Annotated in this window: 18 protein-coding genes; 9 read left to right on the forward strand and 9 right to left on the reverse strand. The window is 64.8% G+C overall.

The window, feature by feature from the left end; genetic code table 11:
• Both A5698_RS26420 and A5698_RS26425 read left to right on the forward strand, forming a co-directional pair.
• A partial coding sequence (locus A5698_RS26420) for a winged helix-turn-helix domain-containing protein (RefSeq protein WP_502688994.1) occupies nucleotides 1-594 on the forward strand: 594 nt, incomplete at its 5' end.
• Nucleotides 591-1271: a sirohydrochlorin chelatase gene (locus tag A5698_RS26425; RefSeq protein WP_067083323.1), complete on the forward strand. Its 681-nt coding sequence runs from the start codon at nucleotides 591-593 to the stop codon at nucleotides 1269-1271. The genes A5698_RS26420 and A5698_RS26425, both read left to right, overlap by 4 nt.
• 103 nt (nucleotides 1272-1374) lie before the next feature.
• Here the strand turns inward: A5698_RS26425 and nirD are convergent, their stop codons facing one another.
• Both nirD and nirB read right to left on the reverse strand, forming a co-directional pair.
• Nucleotides 1375-1722: a nitrite reductase small subunit NirD gene (nirD, locus tag A5698_RS26430; RefSeq protein ID WP_067083324.1), complete on the reverse strand. Its 348-nt coding sequence runs from the start codon at nucleotides 1720-1722 to the stop codon at nucleotides 1375-1377.
• Nucleotides 1719-4274, reverse strand: coding sequence for a nitrite reductase large subunit NirB (gene nirB / locus A5698_RS26435; protein ID WP_067083326.1), 2556 nt, complete (start codon nucleotides 4272-4274; stop codon nucleotides 1719-1721). The genes nirD and nirB overlap by 4 nt, the downstream gene beginning before the upstream one ends.
• A 209-nt stretch (nucleotides 4275-4483) precedes the next feature.
• Between nirB and A5698_RS26440 the strand changes: the two genes are divergently transcribed.
• Entirely contained in the window at nucleotides 4484-4921 is a 438-nt protein-coding gene (locus A5698_RS26440) for an Hsp20/alpha crystallin family protein (protein ID WP_067083400.1), read from the forward strand.
• Between the two features lie 51 nt (nucleotides 4922-4972).
• On the opposite strand, the gene A5698_RS26445 is transcribed toward A5698_RS26440, so the two are convergent.
• Both A5698_RS26445 and A5698_RS26450 read right to left on the reverse strand, forming a co-directional pair.
• Complete coding sequence (locus tag A5698_RS26445) at nucleotides 4973-5284, reverse strand: hypothetical protein (RefSeq protein WP_067083327.1); 312 nt, start codon at nucleotides 5282-5284, stop codon at nucleotides 4973-4975.
• A gap of 10 nt (nucleotides 5285-5294) precedes the next feature.
• Nucleotides 5295-6053, reverse strand: coding sequence for an isocitrate lyase/PEP mutase family protein (locus tag A5698_RS26450; protein WP_067083329.1), 759 nt, complete (start codon nucleotides 6051-6053; stop codon nucleotides 5295-5297).
• 111 nt (nucleotides 6054-6164) lie between these two features.
• On the opposite strand from A5698_RS26450, the gene A5698_RS26455 reads away from it, so the two are divergent.
• From A5698_RS26455 to A5698_RS29190, 5 genes are all read left to right on the forward strand, one after another.
• Nucleotides 6165-6458, forward strand: a complete 294-nt coding sequence (locus A5698_RS26455) for an Rv0250c family protein (RefSeq protein ID WP_067083331.1) — start codon at nucleotides 6165-6167, stop codon at nucleotides 6456-6458.
• 46 nt (nucleotides 6459-6504) lie between these two features.
• The gene (gene sdhC, locus A5698_RS26460; protein WP_067083332.1) at nucleotides 6505-7344 is read left to right on the forward strand and encodes a succinate dehydrogenase subunit SdhC; all 840 of its coding nucleotides are present in this window, start codon (nucleotides 6505-6507) and stop codon (nucleotides 7342-7344) included.
• A gap of 33 nt (nucleotides 7345-7377) precedes the next feature.
• Nucleotides 7378-9360, forward strand: a complete 1983-nt coding sequence (locus tag A5698_RS26465; RefSeq protein ID WP_068303189.1) for a fumarate reductase/succinate dehydrogenase flavoprotein subunit — start codon at nucleotides 7378-7380, stop codon at nucleotides 9358-9360.
• Entirely contained in the window at nucleotides 9357-10109 is a 753-nt protein-coding gene (locus A5698_RS26470; RefSeq protein WP_067083334.1) for a succinate dehydrogenase/fumarate reductase iron-sulfur subunit, read from the forward strand. The genes A5698_RS26465 and A5698_RS26470 overlap by 4 nt, the downstream gene beginning before the upstream one ends.
• A 158-nt stretch (nucleotides 10110-10267) precedes the next feature.
• On the forward strand, nucleotides 10268-10429 hold the full coding sequence (locus A5698_RS29190) for a hypothetical protein (RefSeq protein WP_090277640.1): 162 nt from the start codon (nucleotides 10268-10270) through the stop codon (nucleotides 10427-10429).
• Nucleotides 10430-10480: 51 nt separating this feature from the next.
• On the opposite strand, the gene A5698_RS26475 is transcribed toward A5698_RS29190, so the two are convergent.
• Nucleotides 10481-10969, reverse strand: coding sequence for a flavin reductase family protein (locus A5698_RS26475; protein WP_068303191.1), 489 nt, complete (start codon nucleotides 10967-10969; stop codon nucleotides 10481-10483).
• 176 nt (nucleotides 10970-11145) lie between these two features.
• On the opposite strand from A5698_RS26475, the gene A5698_RS26480 reads away from it, so the two are divergent.
• On the forward strand, nucleotides 11146-11820 hold the full coding sequence (locus A5698_RS26480) for a GAP family protein (protein WP_068303192.1): 675 nt from the start codon (nucleotides 11146-11148) through the stop codon (nucleotides 11818-11820).
• Between the two features lie 9 nt (nucleotides 11821-11829).
• Here the strand turns inward: A5698_RS26480 and pe are convergent, their stop codons facing one another.
• From pe to A5698_RS26500, 4 genes are all read right to left on the reverse strand, one after another.
• Nucleotides 11830-12966, reverse strand: coding sequence for an acyltransferase PE (gene pe, locus A5698_RS26485; RefSeq protein WP_068303194.1), 1137 nt, complete (start codon nucleotides 12964-12966; stop codon nucleotides 11830-11832).
• Between the two features lie 68 nt (nucleotides 12967-13034).
• Nucleotides 13035-14774 (reverse strand): AMP-binding protein, encoded by a 1740-nt coding sequence (locus tag A5698_RS26490; protein ID WP_084792639.1) that lies wholly within the window; start codon nucleotides 14772-14774, stop codon nucleotides 13035-13037.
• A 65-nt stretch (nucleotides 14775-14839) separates the two neighbouring features.
• Nucleotides 14840-17848: an MMPL/RND family transporter gene (locus A5698_RS26495; RefSeq protein ID WP_068303201.1), complete on the reverse strand. Its 3009-nt coding sequence runs from the start codon at nucleotides 17846-17848 to the stop codon at nucleotides 14840-14842.
• Nucleotides 17849-17875: 27 nt separating this feature from the next.
• Complete coding sequence (locus tag A5698_RS26500; protein WP_068303206.1) at nucleotides 17876-19297, reverse strand: condensation domain-containing protein; 1422 nt, start codon at nucleotides 19295-19297, stop codon at nucleotides 17876-17878.
• Nucleotides 19298-19475: the final 178 nt, after the last annotated feature.

Genomic DNA, 19475 nt, shown 5'->3' on the forward strand with positions numbered 1-19475 from the left:
GCCACCAGCTGGTCGAAATCGCCGTTGTGCGGCGCGGGATGCCATCGGTACACCCGGATCGGCACGACCTCGGCGCCCGCGGTGGCGTCGGTGTTGTTGCGGGCCCGGGAGATGGGCCTGGAGAACCGGGTGCTCGCCGCGTTCCGCCGCGACGTCCACGCCATGTGCGTCGGCCCCGTGACGGCGCGCCCACTGGTTCGGCTGGGTGTGCCAACCTCGGCGCCCGAGCGAATGCGGTTAGGCGCCTTGGCCCGTCACATCACCGACGAATTACCGCTGCTGTGCTCGCGGACCATCCGCGTGGCCGGACACCTGCTGGAGATCCGGGGCACCTGCGTTCTGGTCGACGGGGCCGTCAAGCCCGTGTCACCGGCGGGCATGGCGACAATTCGCGCGCTCGCACACCGGCCGGGAGCGGTGGTGTCGCGCACCGACCTGCTGCGCGCGCTGCCAGGCACCGGCACCGACACCCACGCCGTCGAGACGGCAGTGCTCCGACTGCGAACGGCGTTGGGCGACAAGAACATCGTGTCGACAGTGGTGAAGCGCGGTTACCGCCTGGCCGTCGAGGACAATCTGGCGTACGCGAAATGAGCTATCTGTTGGTAGCGCACGGCACCCGCAAGCAGAGCGGTGTCGAGCTGATCGGGGGTCTCGCCGACCGGGTGTCGACGGCGCTCGGCGGCCGGGTGCATGTCGCGTTCGTCGACGTCCTCGGCCCCACGCCGAGCGAGGTGCTGCAGACGCTGCCCGACCGGACGATCCTGTTGCCGGCGTTCCTGTCGCGTGGGTATCACGTCAACACCGACATTCCCGCGCACGTCGCGGCCAGCGGGCATCCTGGCGTCACCGTGACCGAGGCGCTGGGCCCCAGCCCGCAACTGACGCGGGTGCTGATGGACCGGCTCATCGAGTGTGGTTGGCGGCCTGGCGATTCGGTGGTGCTCGCCGCGGCGGGCACGTCCGACGCGGGCGCATTGTCGGACCTGCGCCAGATGTCGGCGATGCTGTCGGCGGTGATCGGCGACCGGGTCGAGCTCGCGTACGCCGCCACCGGTGAGCCGCGCGTGGCCTCTGCGGTCGAACGGCTCCGTCGTGAGGGCGCTCGGCGAGTGGTGGTGGCCTCGTATCTGTTGGCGGAAGGGCTTTTTCAGGACCGCCTGCGCGACAGCGGCGCGGACGCGGTGGCCGACCCGCTCGGCACCCATCCCGCGATGGTGCGATTGATCGCCAACCGTTTCCGCCGCGCCCGCGTACCGCTGGCGGCCTGAGAGTTCTTCCCGCGAGCAGACGCAAAACTGCCGCATTTCGCGTGAAAAGGGGCAGTTTTGCGTCTGCTGGCGGTGAAAAAGGGACGCGGTGAAAGAGGTGAGGCTAACCGCGGACTTCGACCTGGCCGTCGGCGGTGAGGCGCGTTTCGTAGACGGGCAGTGACACGTCGGGGTCGTCGAGACACACGCCGTCGTCGAGCGCGAAGGCCTGCTTCTTGATCGGTGACTGCACGGTCGGGCGGCCGGCGCGATCGCCGACGATGCCGCGCGACATCACCGCCGCCCCGGAGAACGGGTCGATGTTGCCGACAGCATGCAGCGACCCGTCGTCCAGGCGGAACAGCGCCGCCTGGCTGCCGTCGGCGAGCAGCACGCCGACGCCGCGGTTCGGAATCAGGAAGTCGTATCGGCAGGCCGTGGTCCAGACCTGAATCTCGTTGAGCAGTGTCATTTCTGCGGCACCTTCGGCATTCCGATGGACACGGGCACCTTGCGGCCGGACCGCTCGGTGAATTCGACGGTGGGATCGGCAACGTCGGGGGCATTGACGAACGACACGAAGCGCGACAACTTGTCCGGATCCTCGAGCACGCCCTTCCATTCGCAGGCGTAGCCCTCGACGTGGCGGGCCATCGCGGCCTCGAACTCATCTGCCAGACCCAGCGAGTCGTTGCACACGACGTCGCGCAGATGGTCCAGGCCGCCATCCAGCGCCTCCAACCACGGCGCCGTGCGCTGCAAACGGTCGGCGGTGCGGATGTAGAACATCAGGAAGCGGTCGATGTAGCGGATCAGCGTCTCGTCGTCGAGGTCGCCGGCCAGCAGTTGTGCATGTCGCGGCGACATTCCGCCGTTGCCGCACACATACAGGTTCCAGCCCTGCTCGGTGGCGATGACACCGACGTCCTTGCTCTGCGCCTCGGCGCACTCGCGCGCGCATCCCGACACCGCCATCTTGATCTTGTGCGGGGCGCGCAGCCCGCGATAGCGCGACTCGATTCGGACGGCCATGTCGACGGAGTCCTGCTGTCCGTAGCGGCACCACGTGCTGCCGACGCAACTCTTCACAGTGCGCAACGCCTTGCCGTACGCGTGGCCGGACTCCATCCCGCCCTCGACGAGGCGGCGCCAGATCTCCGGTAGCTGGTCGACGCGCGCGCCGAACATGTCGATGCGCTGACCGCCGGTGATCTTCGTGTACAGCCCGAAGTCCCTGGCGATTTCGCCGATCAGGATCAGCTGCTCGGGGGTGATCTCACCGCCCGGCGAGCGCGGCACGACCGAGTAACTGCCGTTCTTCTGGATGTTGGCCAGGAAGTGGTCGTTGGAGTCCTGCAGCGACGCCTGCTCCCCGTCCAGGATGTGATCGCTGCTCGTGGAGGCCAGGATCGACGCCACCACCGGTTTGCAGATATCGCAACCCTTTCCGGTGCCGAAGCGTTCGATCAGTCCCGAGAACGTGCGGATCTCGGTGGCGCCGATGATCTCGAACAGCTCGGCGCGGGACTGGGTGAAGTGCTCGCACAGCGCCTTGGACTGTTCGACGCCTTCGGCCTCCAGCAGTTGTTTGAGCAGCGGTACACACGAACCGCACGACGTGCCCGCGAGCGTGCACTTCTTCAGACCGGGCACATCGGCGCAGCCCCCGCCGATGGCTTCCTTCAGGTCGCCCTTCGTGACGTTGTTGCACGAACAGATCTGCGCGATGTCGGGCAATGCTCCGACGCCCAAACCCGCTGCGCCCCCGTCAGATGCGGGCGCGATCAGCGAGAGCGGGTCGCCGGGTAGCTCGCTGGCGACCATCGGGCGCAGCACACCGTAGGCCGACGCGTCGCCGACAAGAATGCCGCCCAGCAGAGTCTTGGCGTCATCGGAGAGCACGAGCTTGGCGTAGGTCTGCTTGACCGGATCGTTGACCACCACGTCGAGGCAGTTGGGGGTGCGGCCCTGGGCGTCGCCGAAGCTGGCCACGTCCACGCCGAGCAGCTTGAGCTTGGTCGACATATCGGCTTCGGGGAATTCGGCCGCACCGCCGAGCAGGCGATCGGCGACCACCTCCGCGCTGGTGTAACCGGGGCCGACCAGCCCGTAGCAGCGGCCCTCGATCGCGGCGACCTCACCGATGGCATAGATGTCGGGATCGCTTGTGACGCACGACAGATCGGTCAAGACGCCGCCGCGCTGCGCGATGTCCAGTCCGGCTTCGCGCGCGAGTTCGTCGCGGGGGCGGACACCGGCGGCGAATACGACGACGCCGGTGTCGATGTGGCTTCCGTCGTTGAGCGACAACCGCACCGAGTCGTCCTGTTCGGATTTGCGCAACGGCTTGTTGCGTTGCGCCGGCGCGATGCTCTCGGTACCGACACCGGTGTGCACGTCGATGCCGAGGCTCTTGATCATCCGGCTGAGCAGCGCGCCCCCGGCTTCGTCGAGCTGTGCGGCCATCAGGTGCGGCGCCATCTCCACGACGTGGGTCTTCAATCCGAACGCGCGCAACGCGTTCGCCGCCTCCAGGCCGAGCAGGCCGCCACCGATCACGACGCCGACCGGTGTCTTGGAACCGAGCGCCGTATCGGCACCGGCCCGGATCGCGTCGAGGTCGTCGAGGGTGCGGTAGACGTGGCAGACCGGGAGGTCGCGGCCCGGCACCGGCGGCACGAACGCATACGACCCGGTCGCCAGCACCAGGACGTCGTACGGCACCCGGGCGCCGTCGGCGGTCGTCACCGTCTTCGCCGTTCGATCGATCCCGGTCACCCGCGAGCCCAGCCGCAACTCGACCAGCTCGTCGTCCGGGTAGTCGTTACCCGCGAGCGCCAACCGGCCGCGGTCCCAGTGTTCGGTGTATCCGGTGAGCCCGACCCGGTCGTAGGCGGCATCGGTTTCCTCGGCGAGGATCGTCACGCGCCATTCACCGTCGGCGTCGCGCGACCGCAGCGCCTCGACGAACCGGTGACCGACCATGCCGTGGCCGACCACCACCACGTTTCTTGTTGACCGCATGCCGCCGACGCTAAGCAGCCGATATTGCCGCAATGTCGCCTCGTGTGAAGCACCGATCACGGTGTGCTCACATCCGCCGACGCCCGCTGTGAGACCGGCGCCGGACTTCGCTGCCAGCGAACAGCCTTCGGGAACATGAGCGTGGTTGACTCAAGTTTTATTGGGTGAGCGACCGGCAGCGGGCCGGTCCGAACAACGAGGAGGACAGTATGAGCACGTTGGCATTGCGGACTCGTCCCGCGTGGGATCTGGACCGGTGGGTACGCGACTTCTTCGGCCCCGCGACCGCAGAGAGCTGGGCCACGGGGGCGTTCACCCCCGCCGCCGAGATCGTCAAGGACGGCGATGACGCGCTCGTCCGCGTCGAGCTCCCCGGCCTCGACGTCGAGAAGGATGTGAACGTCGAGGTCGACCGCGGCTACCTCGTCATCCACGGTGAGCGTCGGGACGAGCGGTCGGAAGACAAGGACGGTCGCACGCTGCGCGAAGTGCGTTACGGGTCGTTCCGTCGATCGTTTCGCCTCCCCGAGCACGTCACCGGCGGCGACATCAAGGCCGAGTACGACGCGGGTGTGCTGACGGTGCGGATCGCCAACGCCCACAAGGGCCCCGAGACGCAGCGCATCGCGATCGAGGCCAAGAAGTAAACAGTCCGACAAGGAGCCGGTGGACCCTCGAGGTCCACCGGCTTCGTCGTATCACTCCTGCGTCGGAGTCGTGGTGGGTTCCCCCGACGGCTCGGGCGTCCTGACCTCCGGCGGCGGCTCGGGCGCCCTGACCTCCGTGGTCTCCACGCTGGGCATCGTGTAACTGGGAGTGGTCGTCGTTGTGGTGGTGTACGTCAACGGAATCGAGGTGGCCGCCGGTGGCGGCACGGTCGCGGGAACCTTCGCGGCGTCGGACGTGCGCAGCACCGCGTAGATCAGGATCGCGACCAGCACGGCCGCGACCACGCCGGCGGCCATGACCAGCGACTGGTCGTCCTGCCAGTTCAGATCGTCGTCGGACACGTCGTCCCCTCTAGACCCAGCGCTGCAGCATCTCTTTGGCGTGCGCCGACAGCGCACGCTGCAGGAAGGGGCCGAAACTCACCCGCGCCACGCCGAGCGGTCCGAACGACGCGGGGTCGTCCTGATCGGGCAGGCCGATCGCATTCACGGGAAGTGATAACTCAGATGTCAACCGCTGCAAGACATCCGGTTCATGACGACCGACCGGATAGAGCACGTCGGCGCCCGCAGCGGCCGCCTCGGTCAGCCGGGCGATCGCACGGTCTACGCGATCGGACTCCTCACCGTCCTGCCGCAGGAACAGATCGGTGCGCGCATTGATGACGACGTGCACGCCCGTCGCGTCGGCCGCTTCGCGGAGCGCGCCGACAAGTTCGGCGTGTTCGCTCGACGAACGCAGCCGGCCGTCCTCGCTGTGCACGGTGTCCTCGATGTTGAACCCGACCGCGCCGGCCTCGAGCAGACCGTCGATCAGCCGCGCGGGCGGTTGGCCGTAGCCGGATTCGAGGTCGACCGACACCGGCACGTCGACCGCCGCGGTGATCTGCTTGACACGGGCGATCACATCGTCGAACGACATCCCCTCACCGTCGGGCTTGCCCACGGAATCGGCCAGCGGATGGCTGCCGACGGTGAGCGCAGCAAATCCTTCGTCTACCGCGAGCCGAGCCGACCAGGCGTCCCAAACGGTCGGCAGAATGACCGGGTTGCCCGGTTGGTGCAATGCCAGCAGGGCGTCGGCCCGCTCTTTGAGGACCTGGTCGGGCATCGGGCCTTCTCCTTCGGTTTGACGTGATCTGTCTCACGGTGCACTGCATGATGTAGCTAGCATCGGGTGTCGTACTGTGATGCCTGACACCCTTCAGCCCAAGGAGGTCAATTGTCCAGCACTACCGAACTTGCCGAGCTGCACGAGCTAATCGGAAGGCTCCGGCGGTGCGTGACGTCGCTGGCGTCGAGGTACGGGGACACCCCGGCGACGCGTCGAATCGTCAACGACGCCGAACGCCTCCTCAACGACATCGACCGTCTCGACATTGACGCCGAAGAGCTGGAGCTGGCCCGAGGCGTGGTTCACCACCACGCCGGAGACCGCATCCCGATCCCGGACACCCAGTACGACACCGATTTCTGGCGCGGTGTCGACGACGAAGGGCTCGGCGGCGTCCGCTGACGCGGCCCACCGAGTAACCGGGACAACTCAACACCGAAAGGCAACAGTGAGCGCACCCACCGCCGACCGCAAGGCGACCGGCGTCTTTTCGCCGAGCCGTGCCGAGATTCCGCAACGCACCCTTCGCACCGACCGGTGGTGGCAGTCACCGCTGATCGTGAACCTGGGGTTCGCGGCGTTCATCATCTACGCGACGGTGCGCGCGTTCCTGCAGAACAACTACTGGGTCGCGGAGTACCACTACCTGACGCCGTTCTACTCGCCGTGCTTCGTCAAGTGGAACGAGGCGACGCAGAGCGGATGCATCCCGGAGGCCAGCCATTTCGGGCAGTTCCTGCCTGACGTGTGGTGGCTGCCCTACGCCGCGGTGTCGCTGCCGTTCCTGCTGCTGTTCCGGCTCACCTGCTACTACTACCGCGGCGCCTACTACCGGTCGGTGTGGCAGTCGCCGACGGCGTGTGCGGTGCCAGAGCCCAGGGCGCACTACACCGGCGAGACACGGCTGCCCCTGGTCATCCAGAACACACACCGCTACTTCTTCTACATCGCGGTGCTCATCTCGCTCGTCAACACCTACGACGCGATCGCGGCGTTCCGCTCGCCGTCCGGTTTCGGATTCGGTTTGGGCAATGTGATTCTCGTCGTCAACGTGTTGCTGCTGTGGACGTACACGGTGTCGTGCCACTCCTGCCGTCACGTCGTCGGCGGACGGCTCAAGCACTTCTCGAAACACCCTGTCCGGTACTGGATGTGGACCCAGGTGAGCAGGCTGAACACCCGGCACAAGACCTACGCGTGGATCACCCTCGGCACGCTGATGCTGACCGACTTCTACATCATGCTGGTGGCCAGCGGGACCATCTCTGACCTGAGATTCATTGGCTGACGCCCTAATTCGATCGGTAGTGAGGTTTATTTGATGGCGGAATCTGATGCTCTTCGCGCAAGCGGCTCATCGGAGTCTGATGCTCTTCGCGCAAGCGGCTCATCGGAAATAGAACGGCACTCCTACGACGTCGTCGTCATCGGTGCCGGCGGCGCGGGATTGCGTGCGGTCATCGAGGCGCGCGAACGCGGCCTGAAGGTCGCGGTGATCACCAAGTCGTTGTTCGGCAAGGCCCACACGGTGATGGCCGAGGGCGGCTGCGCCGCGGCGATGGGTAACGCGAACCCGAAGGACAACTGGCAGGTCCACTTCAAGGACACCATGCGCGGCGGGAAGTTCCTCAACAACTGGCGCATGGCCGAGTTGCACGCCAAGGAAGCGCCGGACCGGGTGTGGGAGCTCGAGACCTACGGCGCGCTGTTCGACCGCACCAAGGACGGTCGGATCAGCCAGCGCAACTTCGGCGGCCACACCTATCCGCGACTGGCCCACGTCGGTGACCGCACCGGCCTGGAGATCATCCGGACGCTGCAGCAGAAGATTGTCTCGCTGCAGCAGGAGGACAAAGAGGAGTTCGGCGACTACGAGGCGCGTATCCGGGTCTTCCACGAAACGACGATCACCGACCTCATCAAGGATGGCGACCGCATCGCGGGGGCGTTCGGCTACTACCGCGAGGGCGGCAACTTCGTCCTGTTCGAGACGCCCGCGGTGGTGCTGGCCACCGGCGGCATCGGCAAGTCCTACAAGGTGACGTCGAACTCCTGGGAGTACACCGGAGACGGTCACGCGCTGGCGCTGCGGGCGGGCGCGACGCTTATCAACATGGAGTTCGTCCAGTTCCACCCGACCGGCATGGTCTGGCCGCCCAGCGTCAAGGGCATCCTGGTCACCGAGGGTGTGCGCGGCGACGGCGGAGTGCTGAAGAACTCCGAGGGCAAGCGCTTCATGTTCGACTACATCCCCGCGGTGTTCAAAGGCCAGTACGCCGAGAGCATCGAGGAAGCCGATCAGTGGCTCAAGGACAACGACTCCGCGCGCCGCACCCCGGACCTGCTGCCCCGCGATGAGGTGGCCCGCGCGATCAACTCCGAGGTGAAGGCCGACCGAGGTACCCCGCACGGCGGCGTCTACCTCGACATCGCGTCGCGCCTGCCCGCCGAGGAGATCAAGCGCCGGCTGCCGTCGATGTATCACCAGTTCATGGAGCTGGCCGAGGTCGACATCACCAAGGAGCCCATGGAGGTCGGGCCGACGTGCCATTACGTCATGGGCGGCATCGAGGTCGACCCGGACACGGGTGCGGCCAAGACGCCGGGACTGTTCGCCGCGGGTGAGTGCTCCGGCGGCATGCACGGCTCCAACCGGCTGGGCGGCAACTCGCTGTCGGACCTGCTGGTGTTCGGCAGGCGCGCGGGAATGGGCGCGGCGGACTACGTGCGCGCGCTCGGTGACCGGCCGAAGGTGTCCGACACCGCGGTCGACGAGTCGACCAAGCTGGCGCTGCACCCGTTCGAGGGACCGTCCAACGGCGATGCCGCCGAGAACCCGTACACCCTGCAGCTGGATCTGCAGGACACGATGAACAGCTTGGTCGGCATCATCCGCAAGTCCGAAGAGGTCACCGAGGCAATCGACAAGCTCAAGGAGCTGCGCGAGCGGTACAAGAAGGTGCGGGTCGAGGGTGGCCGGCACTTCAACCCCGGCTGGCATCTGGCGCTCGACCTGCGCAACATGATCCTGGTCAGCGAGTGCATCGCCAGGGCGGCGCTGGAGCGCACCGAGAGCCGTGGCGGGCACACCCGCGACGACTATCCGTCGATGGATTCGAAGTGGCGCAAGACGCTGCTGGTGTGCCGGGCTGAAGGCGAGACCGTGGTCCCCGACATCAGCATCACCCCGCAGGATCAGGTGCCCATGCGCGACGACCTGCTGGAGCTGATCGACATCGAAGAGTTGGAGAAGTACTTCACCTCCGAAGAACTCGCCAACCACTCGTCTAGGAGGGGCGCATGAGCTACCAGGCAAAGATGCGGGTGTGGCGTGGCGACGACAACGACGGCGCGCTGCAGGACTTCTCGGTAGAGGTCAACGAGGGCGAGGTGGTCCTCGACATCATCCACCGGCTGCAGCAGACCCAGGCCGGCGATCTGGCCGTGCGGTGGAACTGCAAGGCGGGCAAGTGCGGGTCCTGCTCGGCGGAGATCAACGGCAGGCCCCGGCTGCTGTGCATGACGCGGATGTCGACCTTCGACGAGAACGAGGTCATCACCGTCACCCCGTTGCGCACCTTCCCGGTGATCCGCGACCTGGTCACCGACGTGTCGTTCAACTATCAGAAGGCCAGGGAGATCCCGGCGTTCACGCCGCCGAAGGATCTGCAGCCCGGCGAGTACCGGATGGCGCAGGAAGACGTCAACCGGTCACAGGAGTTCCGCAAGTGCATCGAGTGCTTCCTGTGCCAGAACGTCTGCCACGTGATCCGTGATCACGAGGAGAACAAAGAGGCGTTCGCCGGTCCGCGGTTCCTGATGCGTCAGGCCGAGCTGGACATGCATCCGCTCGACGTGCACGCGCGGCGCGCGGAGGACGCGCAGGAAGTGCACGGCCTGGGCTACTGCAACATCACCAAGTGCTGCACCGAGGTCTGCCCCGAACACATCAAGATCACCGACAATGCGTTGATCCCGATGAAGGAGCGGGCCGCCGATCGCAAGTACGACCCGGTGGTGTGGCTCGGCGACAAACTCTTCCGGCGACGGTAGGAGCCGGAACAAACAGCCTGAGCCGGCGACGGTAGGAGCCGGAACAAACAGCCTGAGCCGGCGACGGTAGTCGTCCCGGCGTCTCAGGACACCCCACGCACACGATTCCGCAGGTACCCTGCGGGTAAGCGGCCAATCAACGACGAAAGGTTGCAATCGTGACACTTCGACACCCGCACAGCATCAACGACATTCGTACCGCGATCCGCGAGCTCAGCACCCGCGCGGCTCTGGCCCGCAAGGAAGGCCGCGCCGCCGACGCCGACGAACTAGAGCGACGGGTGGCCAGGTATCGCGACGAGCTCAGCGAGCGGCCCTGATCGAACGGCTTGGGTGCGCTTCCGGTCGCGAGCGACCGGTTGCACCCCGAATCACCCGTTGCCGAGGCGGCGGAACGTGCTGCGGTGGAACACGATCGGCGCGATGTCGGCGTGCACCGTGATGTCACAGACCCGCAGGATCACGATCGTGTGATCGCCCGCGGGGACCAGCTGCTCGATCGCGCTCTCCAGCCACACCGCGGTGCCGTCGATGAACACCGCACCCGATTCGCGCGACACCGTCGCCAGGCCGGCGAACCGATCGCCGGTCTTGGCGGCCAGGGTGCGCGCGGCGTCGTCGTGGGCCTCCCCCAGCACGCTGATCCCGAGCGACGGAAGATCCTTGAGCTTGGGCCAGGTCTCGGAGGTGTTCTGCACGCAGAACGACACCAGCGGCGGGTCGAGCGAGACCGGGACGAACGTGCTGGCCGCCAGCCCGACCCTGGTGCCCTCCACCTCCGCGGCGATCGCGATGACACCGGACGGGAAGTGCCCGAACGCTTCGCGCAGCGTCGCCGGGCTGAGATCAGTTGCGCTCATATCCCGTCCATCTTCACACGCGCCCGTGATCGGTGGCCACGTCCGGACCACCCAGCGGACCGCCATCGACCGTGGATGTGGCACCGGTAAAGGCCCGAATCGTCGTGAGTGCAACCGGTAACCTGACGCCCATGCTCGAGCCACCCGCGGATGACCGGTAGGCCGAGGACCAATATATGTGGATCCCGCTTCTGCTCATGGCCCTCGCGGTCAGCCTGGAGCCATTCCGGATCGGGATGACGGTCGTGATGCTCAACCGGCCGCGGCCCGTACTCCAGCTACTCACGTTCGTCACAGGCGGCTTCGTCATGGGCATCTCGGTCGGCGTCGTAGTGCTGTTCCTATTGCGGCCGCCACTCGGCTCCGGACATTCCACGCTGCCGTGGGTGCAAATCGTTGTCGGCGCGATCGTTCTGCTCAATGCCGCGTTGGTGTACACGGGAATCGTTGGGCGGACAGGTACCGCGACGTCTCCCAGTCCCGTGACCCGGATGTGGTCGCGCCTCACGACTCGCGCTAGGCAGTTGCTGGACAGCCGCTCGCTGTGGACCGCGGGCATCGCAGGCCTCGGCATCGCACTACCGTCAGTCGATTACCTGGCCGCGCTCACATTGATCGTAGCCTCCGGAGCGGCGGCCACCATCCAGTTTGGTGCACTCATCGTGTTCAACGTGGTGGCATTCGCGCTCGTGGAGGTTCCACTGCTGTGTTACTTGGTAGCGCCGGTCCGCACCCGCGCGGCACTCTCCGCGCTCTACGACTGGGTGCGTGAACAAGGGCGGCGCGGAGTCTCGCTGCTGCTGGCGGTGGTAGGCGGCGTGCTGCTTGCGGTCGGCTTCGCCGGCCTTTGACGGCAGCCGCTACGGGGAGTTCTTCAGCACGTACTGGAACCCGGCGAGCATCTGCGAGAGCGGATCGGCCGCTCCACCGAAGGCGGCCTGGGTCGCCGGCGCCGTAACGGCCGCAGGATCATACCCGTTGCCCGGGGCCACCGTGATAGGTGCTGTCAGCGGATTGTCGGCTCGCGAATAGCCCGCATCCACGTAAGGCTGCAGCACCGCATCGAGCTTGACCAGCGTCTCCTCGGGCACTCCGATGTATTTGAACGGCAGAACCAGCGGAAGGTGCTCCTCGGGTATGAAGTAGGTTGTCGTTTTCGCGCCCCGGGAGTTGACGGTGGTTCGAATGTTTTGCGGCGGCACCATACTTGGTTTGGTGAATGCAACAGAAGTGTGGCCAGTAGCCAGCCCGACAAGCGCGTTGATGACCGACATCCAATGGTCAGGCCGGTCCGGCCAGTCGGCGATGCTGTCGTATGCCGAGACAAACTGGTAGGTATCGTATTGGCTCTCCACCGGAGGCGGAACTCGATAGTCGAGGAATGGCGTCAGCGTTCCCACCGGGAACGACCGGGTCAGAAAACTTTCACCGAAGGCGTGCCGCGCCACGGGATCGCCGTACATCGCGAAGCTCAACTGATCCGGCGGTGGGGCGGCGGGGTCGTACGCTAGTCGCGCTTGCACCTCATTGAGCACCAACGCACCCTCGGACAGCCCAAGCACCGTGCCGGGCCCGCCCTTGTGGATCGCATTGATGACGTTCGGCGCCCCAACGTCAACCGATTCGGCCACGCTGGGTCCGTCGAGACCCGCCCCGGGCATGATTTCGTCGTCGAGTCGACCTATGCCCGGGAACAACCGTTCCAGGGTGTGGCCCTGAACCTGCCCGGAGGGATAGTCGACGATCTGGCGGTCCAGTCCTGGAAACCAGTCGGCGCCAGTGCGCATGATGTATTCATCGTAGGGAATGCCCAGGACGCGGGCGCCGCCCAATGCGTAACCCTTGCCCGGAGTACCCATCGTCGAGCGATTGCCCGGCGGGTTGCCCGGCGTCGGCGGTACGACCGGTGGATTGTCAGCTGTAGCGATGCCGACTCCGAGACAACCTGTCGCGCCGATTGCGGTGAGCGTGACGCCGAGTGCGAGAAGTCGTTTCATGGCTGTTTGATACGCCCCCGCCCTGCTCCGCTTCCGTGCCATGCACGTTACTCCAGTCACTGGTCTCCTCAGGCGTCCAAGCGATGAAATTTGTCGCGGCGATATTGCTCGACACACGCGGAGCGACGGATCTTGCCGCTCGTCGTCGTGGGGATAGATCCGGGAGACACCAGCACGAGGTCGGCAACGCTGAGGCCGTGCGCCTTCGATATCGCCGCTGTGACATCGCTTTTCACCGCGTCCAGCCAATGGGTCGCCGCATCGTCGAGTTCGCTCGGCGTCTTGAGTTCGACGATGGTGACGAGGTTCTCGGTACTGCCCAGGGGAACCGATACCGCCGCAGCGCGACCACGAGTGATTTCTTGGATGGTCGCTTCGATGTCTTCGGGGTAATAGTTGCGACCGCGGATGATCAGCAGATCTTTGATGCGGCCGACGATGAACAACTCGGTGTCGTAGACGAAGCCGAGGTCTCCGGTGCGCAGCCACCGTCCGTCCGGCGTGCCAGGTGACGGGTCGAGAAGTGTTGCGCCGAAGCAGGTCTGCTCTGCCGGCGACTTGCCCCAGTAGCCTTCGGCGACGTTATCTCCGTGGACCCAGATCTCGCCGACCAGCTCCGGCGCACATTCCCGATGTGTACAGCTGTCGACGATGCTTACCGACGGAGATTGGGGCATCCGATACTTCACGAGCGCCGTACCTTCTCCGGAGCCGCAAGGCCGAACGCGGCCGGCACCGAGTGCCTCGGAGTCGAAATGAGCCGCCGGCGACGCTTCGTTCCACGTGCCTGTCGCGACGAAGACCGTCGCCTCAGCCAAGCCGTATGCGGGGCGCATCATGTGATCGCGGAAATTGAAGTGCGCGAATCGGTCGACGAAGCGATGCAAGGTCGCCGGTTCCACTCGTTCCGCGCCACTGATGATGCCCACCACGCCGCCGAGGTCGAGCCCCGCCAAGTCGTCGTCGGACGTCTTGCGCGCGGCCAGATCGAACGCGAAGTTGGGCGCCGACGACCAGGCGTGCGGGTTTTCGGCCAGCGCGCGCATCCATCGGGCCGGCCTTTCCAGGAACGCAACGGGACTCATCAGCGCGGCGCGACGGCCGCACAGGATTGGGGCGCAGACTCCCAACACCAAGCCCATGTCGTGATAGAACGGCAGCCACGACACGAGCGTGGCGTCCTGCGGGAGTGGAGAGTCGGCGAAGAAGCTCCTCATCAACTGCTCGAAATTCACAGTGAGATTACGGTGCGAGAGCATGACTCCCGTCGGTTGCCGGGTCGACCCCGAGCTGTACTGCAGATACGCGATGGAGGGCCACTCATCCGGCGCAACACTCGATTCGTTCTGCGCTTCCAGGTCCAGCGCGTCGACCTCGATGATCTGCGGCGCGGCTCCTTCGCGAGACTCATCCACGAAATCACGGACGTGGGGTGAGGATGCTGACGTCGTGAGCACCACCGACGGTTCAGTATCGAGAAGCACCGCCCTGACCCGGTCATGTCCTGAGCCGGGGTGCGGCAACGGCAGCGGCACCGCCACTAAGCCGGCCTGCATGGAGCCGAGGAAGGCCAGGATGTACTCGAGGCCCTGCGGGGCGAGGATCACCGCCCTGTCGCCGGACGACCCATGGCGCCGAATCTCGTGCGCCACATTCGTTGTTCGACGTGCCAATTGAGACCAAGTGAGGCTCTGAGTAACGGCCGACGCGTCGATGTAATCAGTGAACGTGAACGCGACGTCATCCGGGCGCAGGCTGGCCCGGCCGTGAAGCATCGACAGAATGGATGACTGGCTCGTCGAAGTCACAATCCTGGCCGCTCCATTTGTCGTTTAATATCTCGATCTCACCTGTCGCGCTGGACGGGCTTCTGCTACGTGATCTCGGCCGGCTTACGCGAACGCGACGATGACGGTCGAATCCTCGAGGGCCACCAGTTCGCCTTCCCGATCAACGCCGCGACGGCAGGAACGGTGATGGTGCGAACCACAAAAGTGTCCAACAAAATTCCCACACCGATCACGAAACCTCCCTGGACGACGGTGCCAATGCTCGAAAACAACAGACCCGCCATCGAGGCGGCGAAGATCAGGCCTGCCGCGGTGATCACACCACCCGTCGAGCTCAGGGTGCGAATGACGCCGTACCGCACGCTGTTCGGCGATTCGTCCCGCAAACGCGACACAAAGAGCATGTTGTAATCCGCGCCCACTGCGACCAGCACCACGAAGGCCAGCGGTGGCACGCTCCAGTGCAATTCGGTGCCGAGGATCACTTGAAACGCCAGGACGCCGACACCGATTGCCGCGAAGTATGAGACTACGACCGAAGCGACGAGATAAAGCGGCGCGACGATCGAACGCAACAGCACGATCAACGTCACCATGACGACGATCAGGGCCATGAGAATGATGAATCGAATGTCGTTCTGGTAATAGTCGCGCGTGTCCCGGAGTGCGGCGGGAAACCCACCCATCGAAATCGACGCATCGGCGAGAGCGGTGTTGGGCTGGGCCCCGCGGGCGACGTCGTTGATTGCCTCGACCTGATCCATCGCCTCGGAACTGAACGGGTTGAGTTTGGTCTGCACCAAGTACCGCACCGAGCGGCCATCAGGCGACACGAACGCTTTGGCGGCTTTCCTGAATTCCACTGAGTCCAGCACCTGGGGTGGAATATTGAATCCCGCCATCGACGAGTCTGCAGCATCATGCCGCATCGTCATGAGGAAAGCCGATGCCTGGTCGAGGCCCGTGGCCATCAGCTTCACCTGCTTGACCAGTTCGTCGACCCCATCGGCCACTTGCTGGCTTCCCCCGGCCAGGCGGTCGGCACCCTTCTGCAGATCGGCCAGACCCTCCTCAATACCGCCCGGCTTGTCCAACCCCATTTCGCTGACCGCCTCGCCGACGGCGGTGAGCGCACCGTTCAGCTTGTTCATCGTGGCCTTGAGGGCCTGCTTGTTCTCGACGCTCTGCAACTCCCCCGCCAGCTTATTGACCTCGTTACGGTTTCCGTCGTTGCCTTCATCCACTACTCGTCGAAACTGGTCGCGGGTGGCGGTGCAAGACGGATTGGCATCGCAGACCGCGTTGCCATCGAGTGCCACCAGGACGGGTCCCATCCAAGCGAACATGTCCGTGACGCTGGAAAATCTCATACCCGAGGCGGTGCCGAGCTTGTTGAGGCTGTCGATGAGCTTGGCTGCAATTTCTACGTACCGCACCAATGTGTCACCGCTGTATTGGGATTTCACCGTCGAAACCGTCTCCAAAAGACTCTTGATACTCGGCGCGATCGAATCGATCTGTGTACGAACGTCGACCAAGGAGTCGGCCAGCGTAGTGGCGCCGTTTGCCAATTCGTCGAGGTCGTCCGAGCGCTGCGCGATCTGGGCGGAGCCGGCGGACAGCCGGTCACCGACCAGACCCGCCTGAAAAGTGGCCCGGAACTCCCTGGGTACATCTCCGAGCGGTCGTGTGACACCGCTGACGAGAGACACATCCGGTAGTTGGGCGATGCGCGACGCCATCTGCTCCAAGTCCGCGAGGGCACGTGGTGTGCGCAGGTCGTGCGGAGACTGAACGAGGATGTACTGAGGAATGGATTGACTGATGGGGAAATGACGTTCCAGCGCCGTGTACCCGACGGAGCTCGCCGCAGAGGGCGCCACTGCTTTGCGATCGTCATAGTTGAACCGCGCGGTCAGTGCGAAGCCGGCCAAGAGGACCAAAACGAGCAGACTGGCGATCAAGTGTGGTACAGGCCGGCGCACGATACGTATGCCGGAGCGGCGCCAGAACCGTGCTGTCAGTTCGCGCCTCGGACGAACCCAACCGCGCGGGCCGGCGATCATCAGGATCGCCGGCAGCAGGGTTACTGCGGCCAGGAACGCGATGCCGATCCCGATCGCCGACGACACCCCGATCGTCTTGAACACTCCCATTTGAGTGAAGCTCATCAACAGAAAGGTGATGCCCACCGTGGCGGCGGATGCGGTGATCACTTTGCCGATCGAGATCAGTGCGGCCGTGACCGCCCGCTCGATGTCGGCATCTGCGCGCAGATAGTCATGGAAGCGGCTGATGAGAAAGACCGCGTAATCGGTTCCGGCGCCCGCCATGATCGCGCTGAGAAAGACGATGGACTGGTTCGAGACACCAGAACCGGTCAGCTCGGAAAAACCGGCGACCGCAGCTTGCGCGATGAGCAGGGACGATCCAATGGTCACCAATGGCAGCAACATCGTGACCAGGCTGCGGTACACCAACAACAACACGGCAAGAACGAGGACAGCGATCGCAACCTCGATCGGCAAGCGATCGTGCTGGCCGGCGACGGTGAGGTCCGCGACGGTGGCTGCGGGACCGGTGATGTAAACGGTGAGGGCTCCGGCCGCATCCTTGCCCCCCGCGTTGTGCCTGATGACGTCGGACACCCGGTTGAACGATTCGAAGCCTCGCGGTGTCCCCAGCTCACCCTCGAGGCTGACGGGGAGCACCCAGGTCGTCTTGTCTTCGCTCGTCAGAAACGGGCGCAGTTGAGGCGTACTCAGGAAATCCTGCACCGACACGACGTCGGTGACGTCATCGCGCAGCGCATCCACGACCTTGCGATAGGTCGCTTCGTTGGCGGGCACCAGCCCGGCTTCGTTGATGAATGCGATCACCAAGAGGTTGTCCGAGCCCGACTCGTCGAAAGCCTCTGCCATCTTTTTGGCGGTGACGCTCGAAGGTGCGTCGTCGGGCAGGATGACGAGCGGGTGCTTCGCGGCCATCTCATTCAGAGATGGAAGTGTTAGCGGCAGGGCCACCGCCATCGCGAACCAGACCCCGATCACCACCCAGGGCCAACGCACGACGAGACGGGCTAGCCGCCGCATATCTCCCTCACCCCCCGTCGCTCCACGCTATGCGACACCTCCCCAGTTCCCGCTGTCAGCGACCATTTCCGCCACCGATTTCATCGTGTCCATGTAGCGCGAGACCGACTTCCTCGCGACCGAGTTATCGGGATGCAAAACCGCCATCGCCGTACCCTCGCCGTACCGGAATATGTAGATGGTGAGCTGATACGAGAAGCGACCGTCTGGATATATTCCGATGTTGTTTGCCAGGCCCATGTCGGCGGCCGCCAGGACAGCGTTGAGCGGGGCGGCGCCACCATGAAAGAAATTCGAAACAGGAAAATTCGGCTGAGGCCAATTCAGCCACGGCGCCAACTCCAGGACGCGGTAATAAGGCACCTTGGCCATATTGAGGCTCGAGTCGAAAGCCGCCTGCGCAGCCCAAGCGGCGTCAGCGAAGGAGGCAGCGCCAATGGGGACGGTGATCGGGATCAGGCCGGTGAACCATCCTTGCGTCATGAAATTATCCGTGGCGGTCCGAGAATCGCGCGGGGTGAGCCCGTAGTACGTGAGGGCACCGGTCAGCTCGTGTTCGACCTGGGCAAGGCAGGCGAATAATCCGCCGATGAAGCGTGCGCCGGCAGTTGTGCAGGCCGATTCGAAGCGCTCCGTCTGGGCCGGATCCATCAGGATCTCCGACCTCATGTCGCTGCTACTGGACTTGTGTGGATCACCGAGTGGGAGCGGGAATTCTGGAAAGCCGCCGTTATTGGCTTCGGCAAAATCAATCCACGCTCGGACCTCGGGCGAATTCACGGTCAAAGCGGACGTGCGTTCGCGCTCGCGGATACAGAATTCGTCGAAGCTACCGGCATCGGGAAGTGTGAGCGCGGCGCCTCCGTGATTGAACGCGGAATACATACCGTTCGCTTCCAACATGGTCGTGCCGATCAATGTTGCATCGCCGTGGATGTGGTCGGCGGCCGCAAAGAAGGTGAAGTAGTCCTCGTTCTGGATGATTCCGAATGTGAAACAGGCCCATTCAAGAGGGCTCGGTATGCCCACTACATGGGCGTGTATTTCATCGACAGTCAGGTAACCGTGATTGACCGGCATGAACTCGATGTCATCGGGATCTTCGAGGGCATGCCGGATGAACTCCCCCTCGTCGGTCCGTTCGAACCAGCTGCGGAATGTGTCGTGACGGCGTAGATAAGCGTTGACGGCGTGATCCATCGCCGTGATGTCGCACTGGCCGACCACGTCGCAGCTCGCGATGATCTGCCTGGAGAAGTTCAATCCGGCTGCTGTCCGTTCGCAGAAGTTGCGAAGATGCTGACCCTGCATGTAGCTGATCGGCACCGCGCTGACCGGCGCCTGCCGCGCCTTTTCCTGTGCGGAGGCGGTCGGGTGCCAAGAGGTGACGGTGCCGGGTTTCAGTGACCATTCGTCAAGTGCGCCAACTGTGATCTTGCCAATGCGCAAAACGCCGTCCTCCCGCTCGGCTGCGGACCCACCAGCCGTGCTGGATCAACATACCCCCGCTCCGAGCGCGGGCGCTGGACGTTGATCGAACCTCGAAAGCGAAGACGCCCATGTCGCACGCGTACATGCCCTAGTCTCCGGGAGGAGTTGCATTTTCCGGCGCGAGACAGTCGCCTCA

Origin of the sequence: Mycobacterium sp. E136, assembly GCF_001666865.1 — a bacterium.
In the GTDB taxonomy this organism is placed as follows: Bacteria; Actinomycetota; Actinomycetes; order Mycobacteriales; family Mycobacteriaceae; genus Mycobacterium.

Coding starts and splice junctions, on each gene's coding strand:
- A5698_RS26425 (WP_067083323.1), top strand. CDS start 591: ATGAGCTATCTGTTGGTAGCGCACGGCACCCGCAAGCAGAGCGGTGTC.
- nirD (WP_067083324.1), bottom strand. CDS start 1,722: ATGACACTGCTCAACGAGATTCAGGTCTGGACCACGGCCTGCCGATAC.
- nirB (WP_067083326.1), bottom strand. CDS start 4,274: ATGCGGTCAACAAGAAACGTGGTGGTGGTCGGCCACGGCATGGTCGGT.
- A5698_RS26440 (WP_067083400.1), top strand. CDS start 4,484: ATGAGCACGTTGGCATTGCGGACTCGTCCCGCGTGGGATCTGGACCGG.
- A5698_RS26450 (WP_067083329.1), bottom strand. CDS start 6,053: ATGCCCGACCAGGTCCTCAAAGAGCGGGCCGACGCCCTGCTGGCATTG.
- A5698_RS26465 (WP_068303189.1), top strand. CDS start 7,378: ATGGCGGAATCTGATGCTCTTCGCGCAAGCGGCTCATCGGAGTCTGAT.
- A5698_RS26470 (WP_067083334.1), top strand. CDS start 9,357: ATGAGCTACCAGGCAAAGATGCGGGTGTGGCGTGGCGACGACAACGAC.
- A5698_RS26475 (WP_068303191.1), bottom strand. CDS start 10,969: ATGAGCGCAACTGATCTCAGCCCGGCGACGCTGCGCGAAGCGTTCGGG.
- A5698_RS26480 (WP_068303192.1), top strand. CDS start 11,146: ATGTGGATCCCGCTTCTGCTCATGGCCCTCGCGGTCAGCCTGGAGCCA.
- pe (WP_068303194.1), bottom strand. CDS start 12,966: ATGAAACGACTTCTCGCACTCGGCGTCACGCTCACCGCAATCGGCGCG.
- A5698_RS26495 (WP_068303201.1), bottom strand. CDS start 17,848: ATGCGGCGGCTAGCCCGTCTCGTCGTGCGTTGGCCCTGGGTGGTGATC.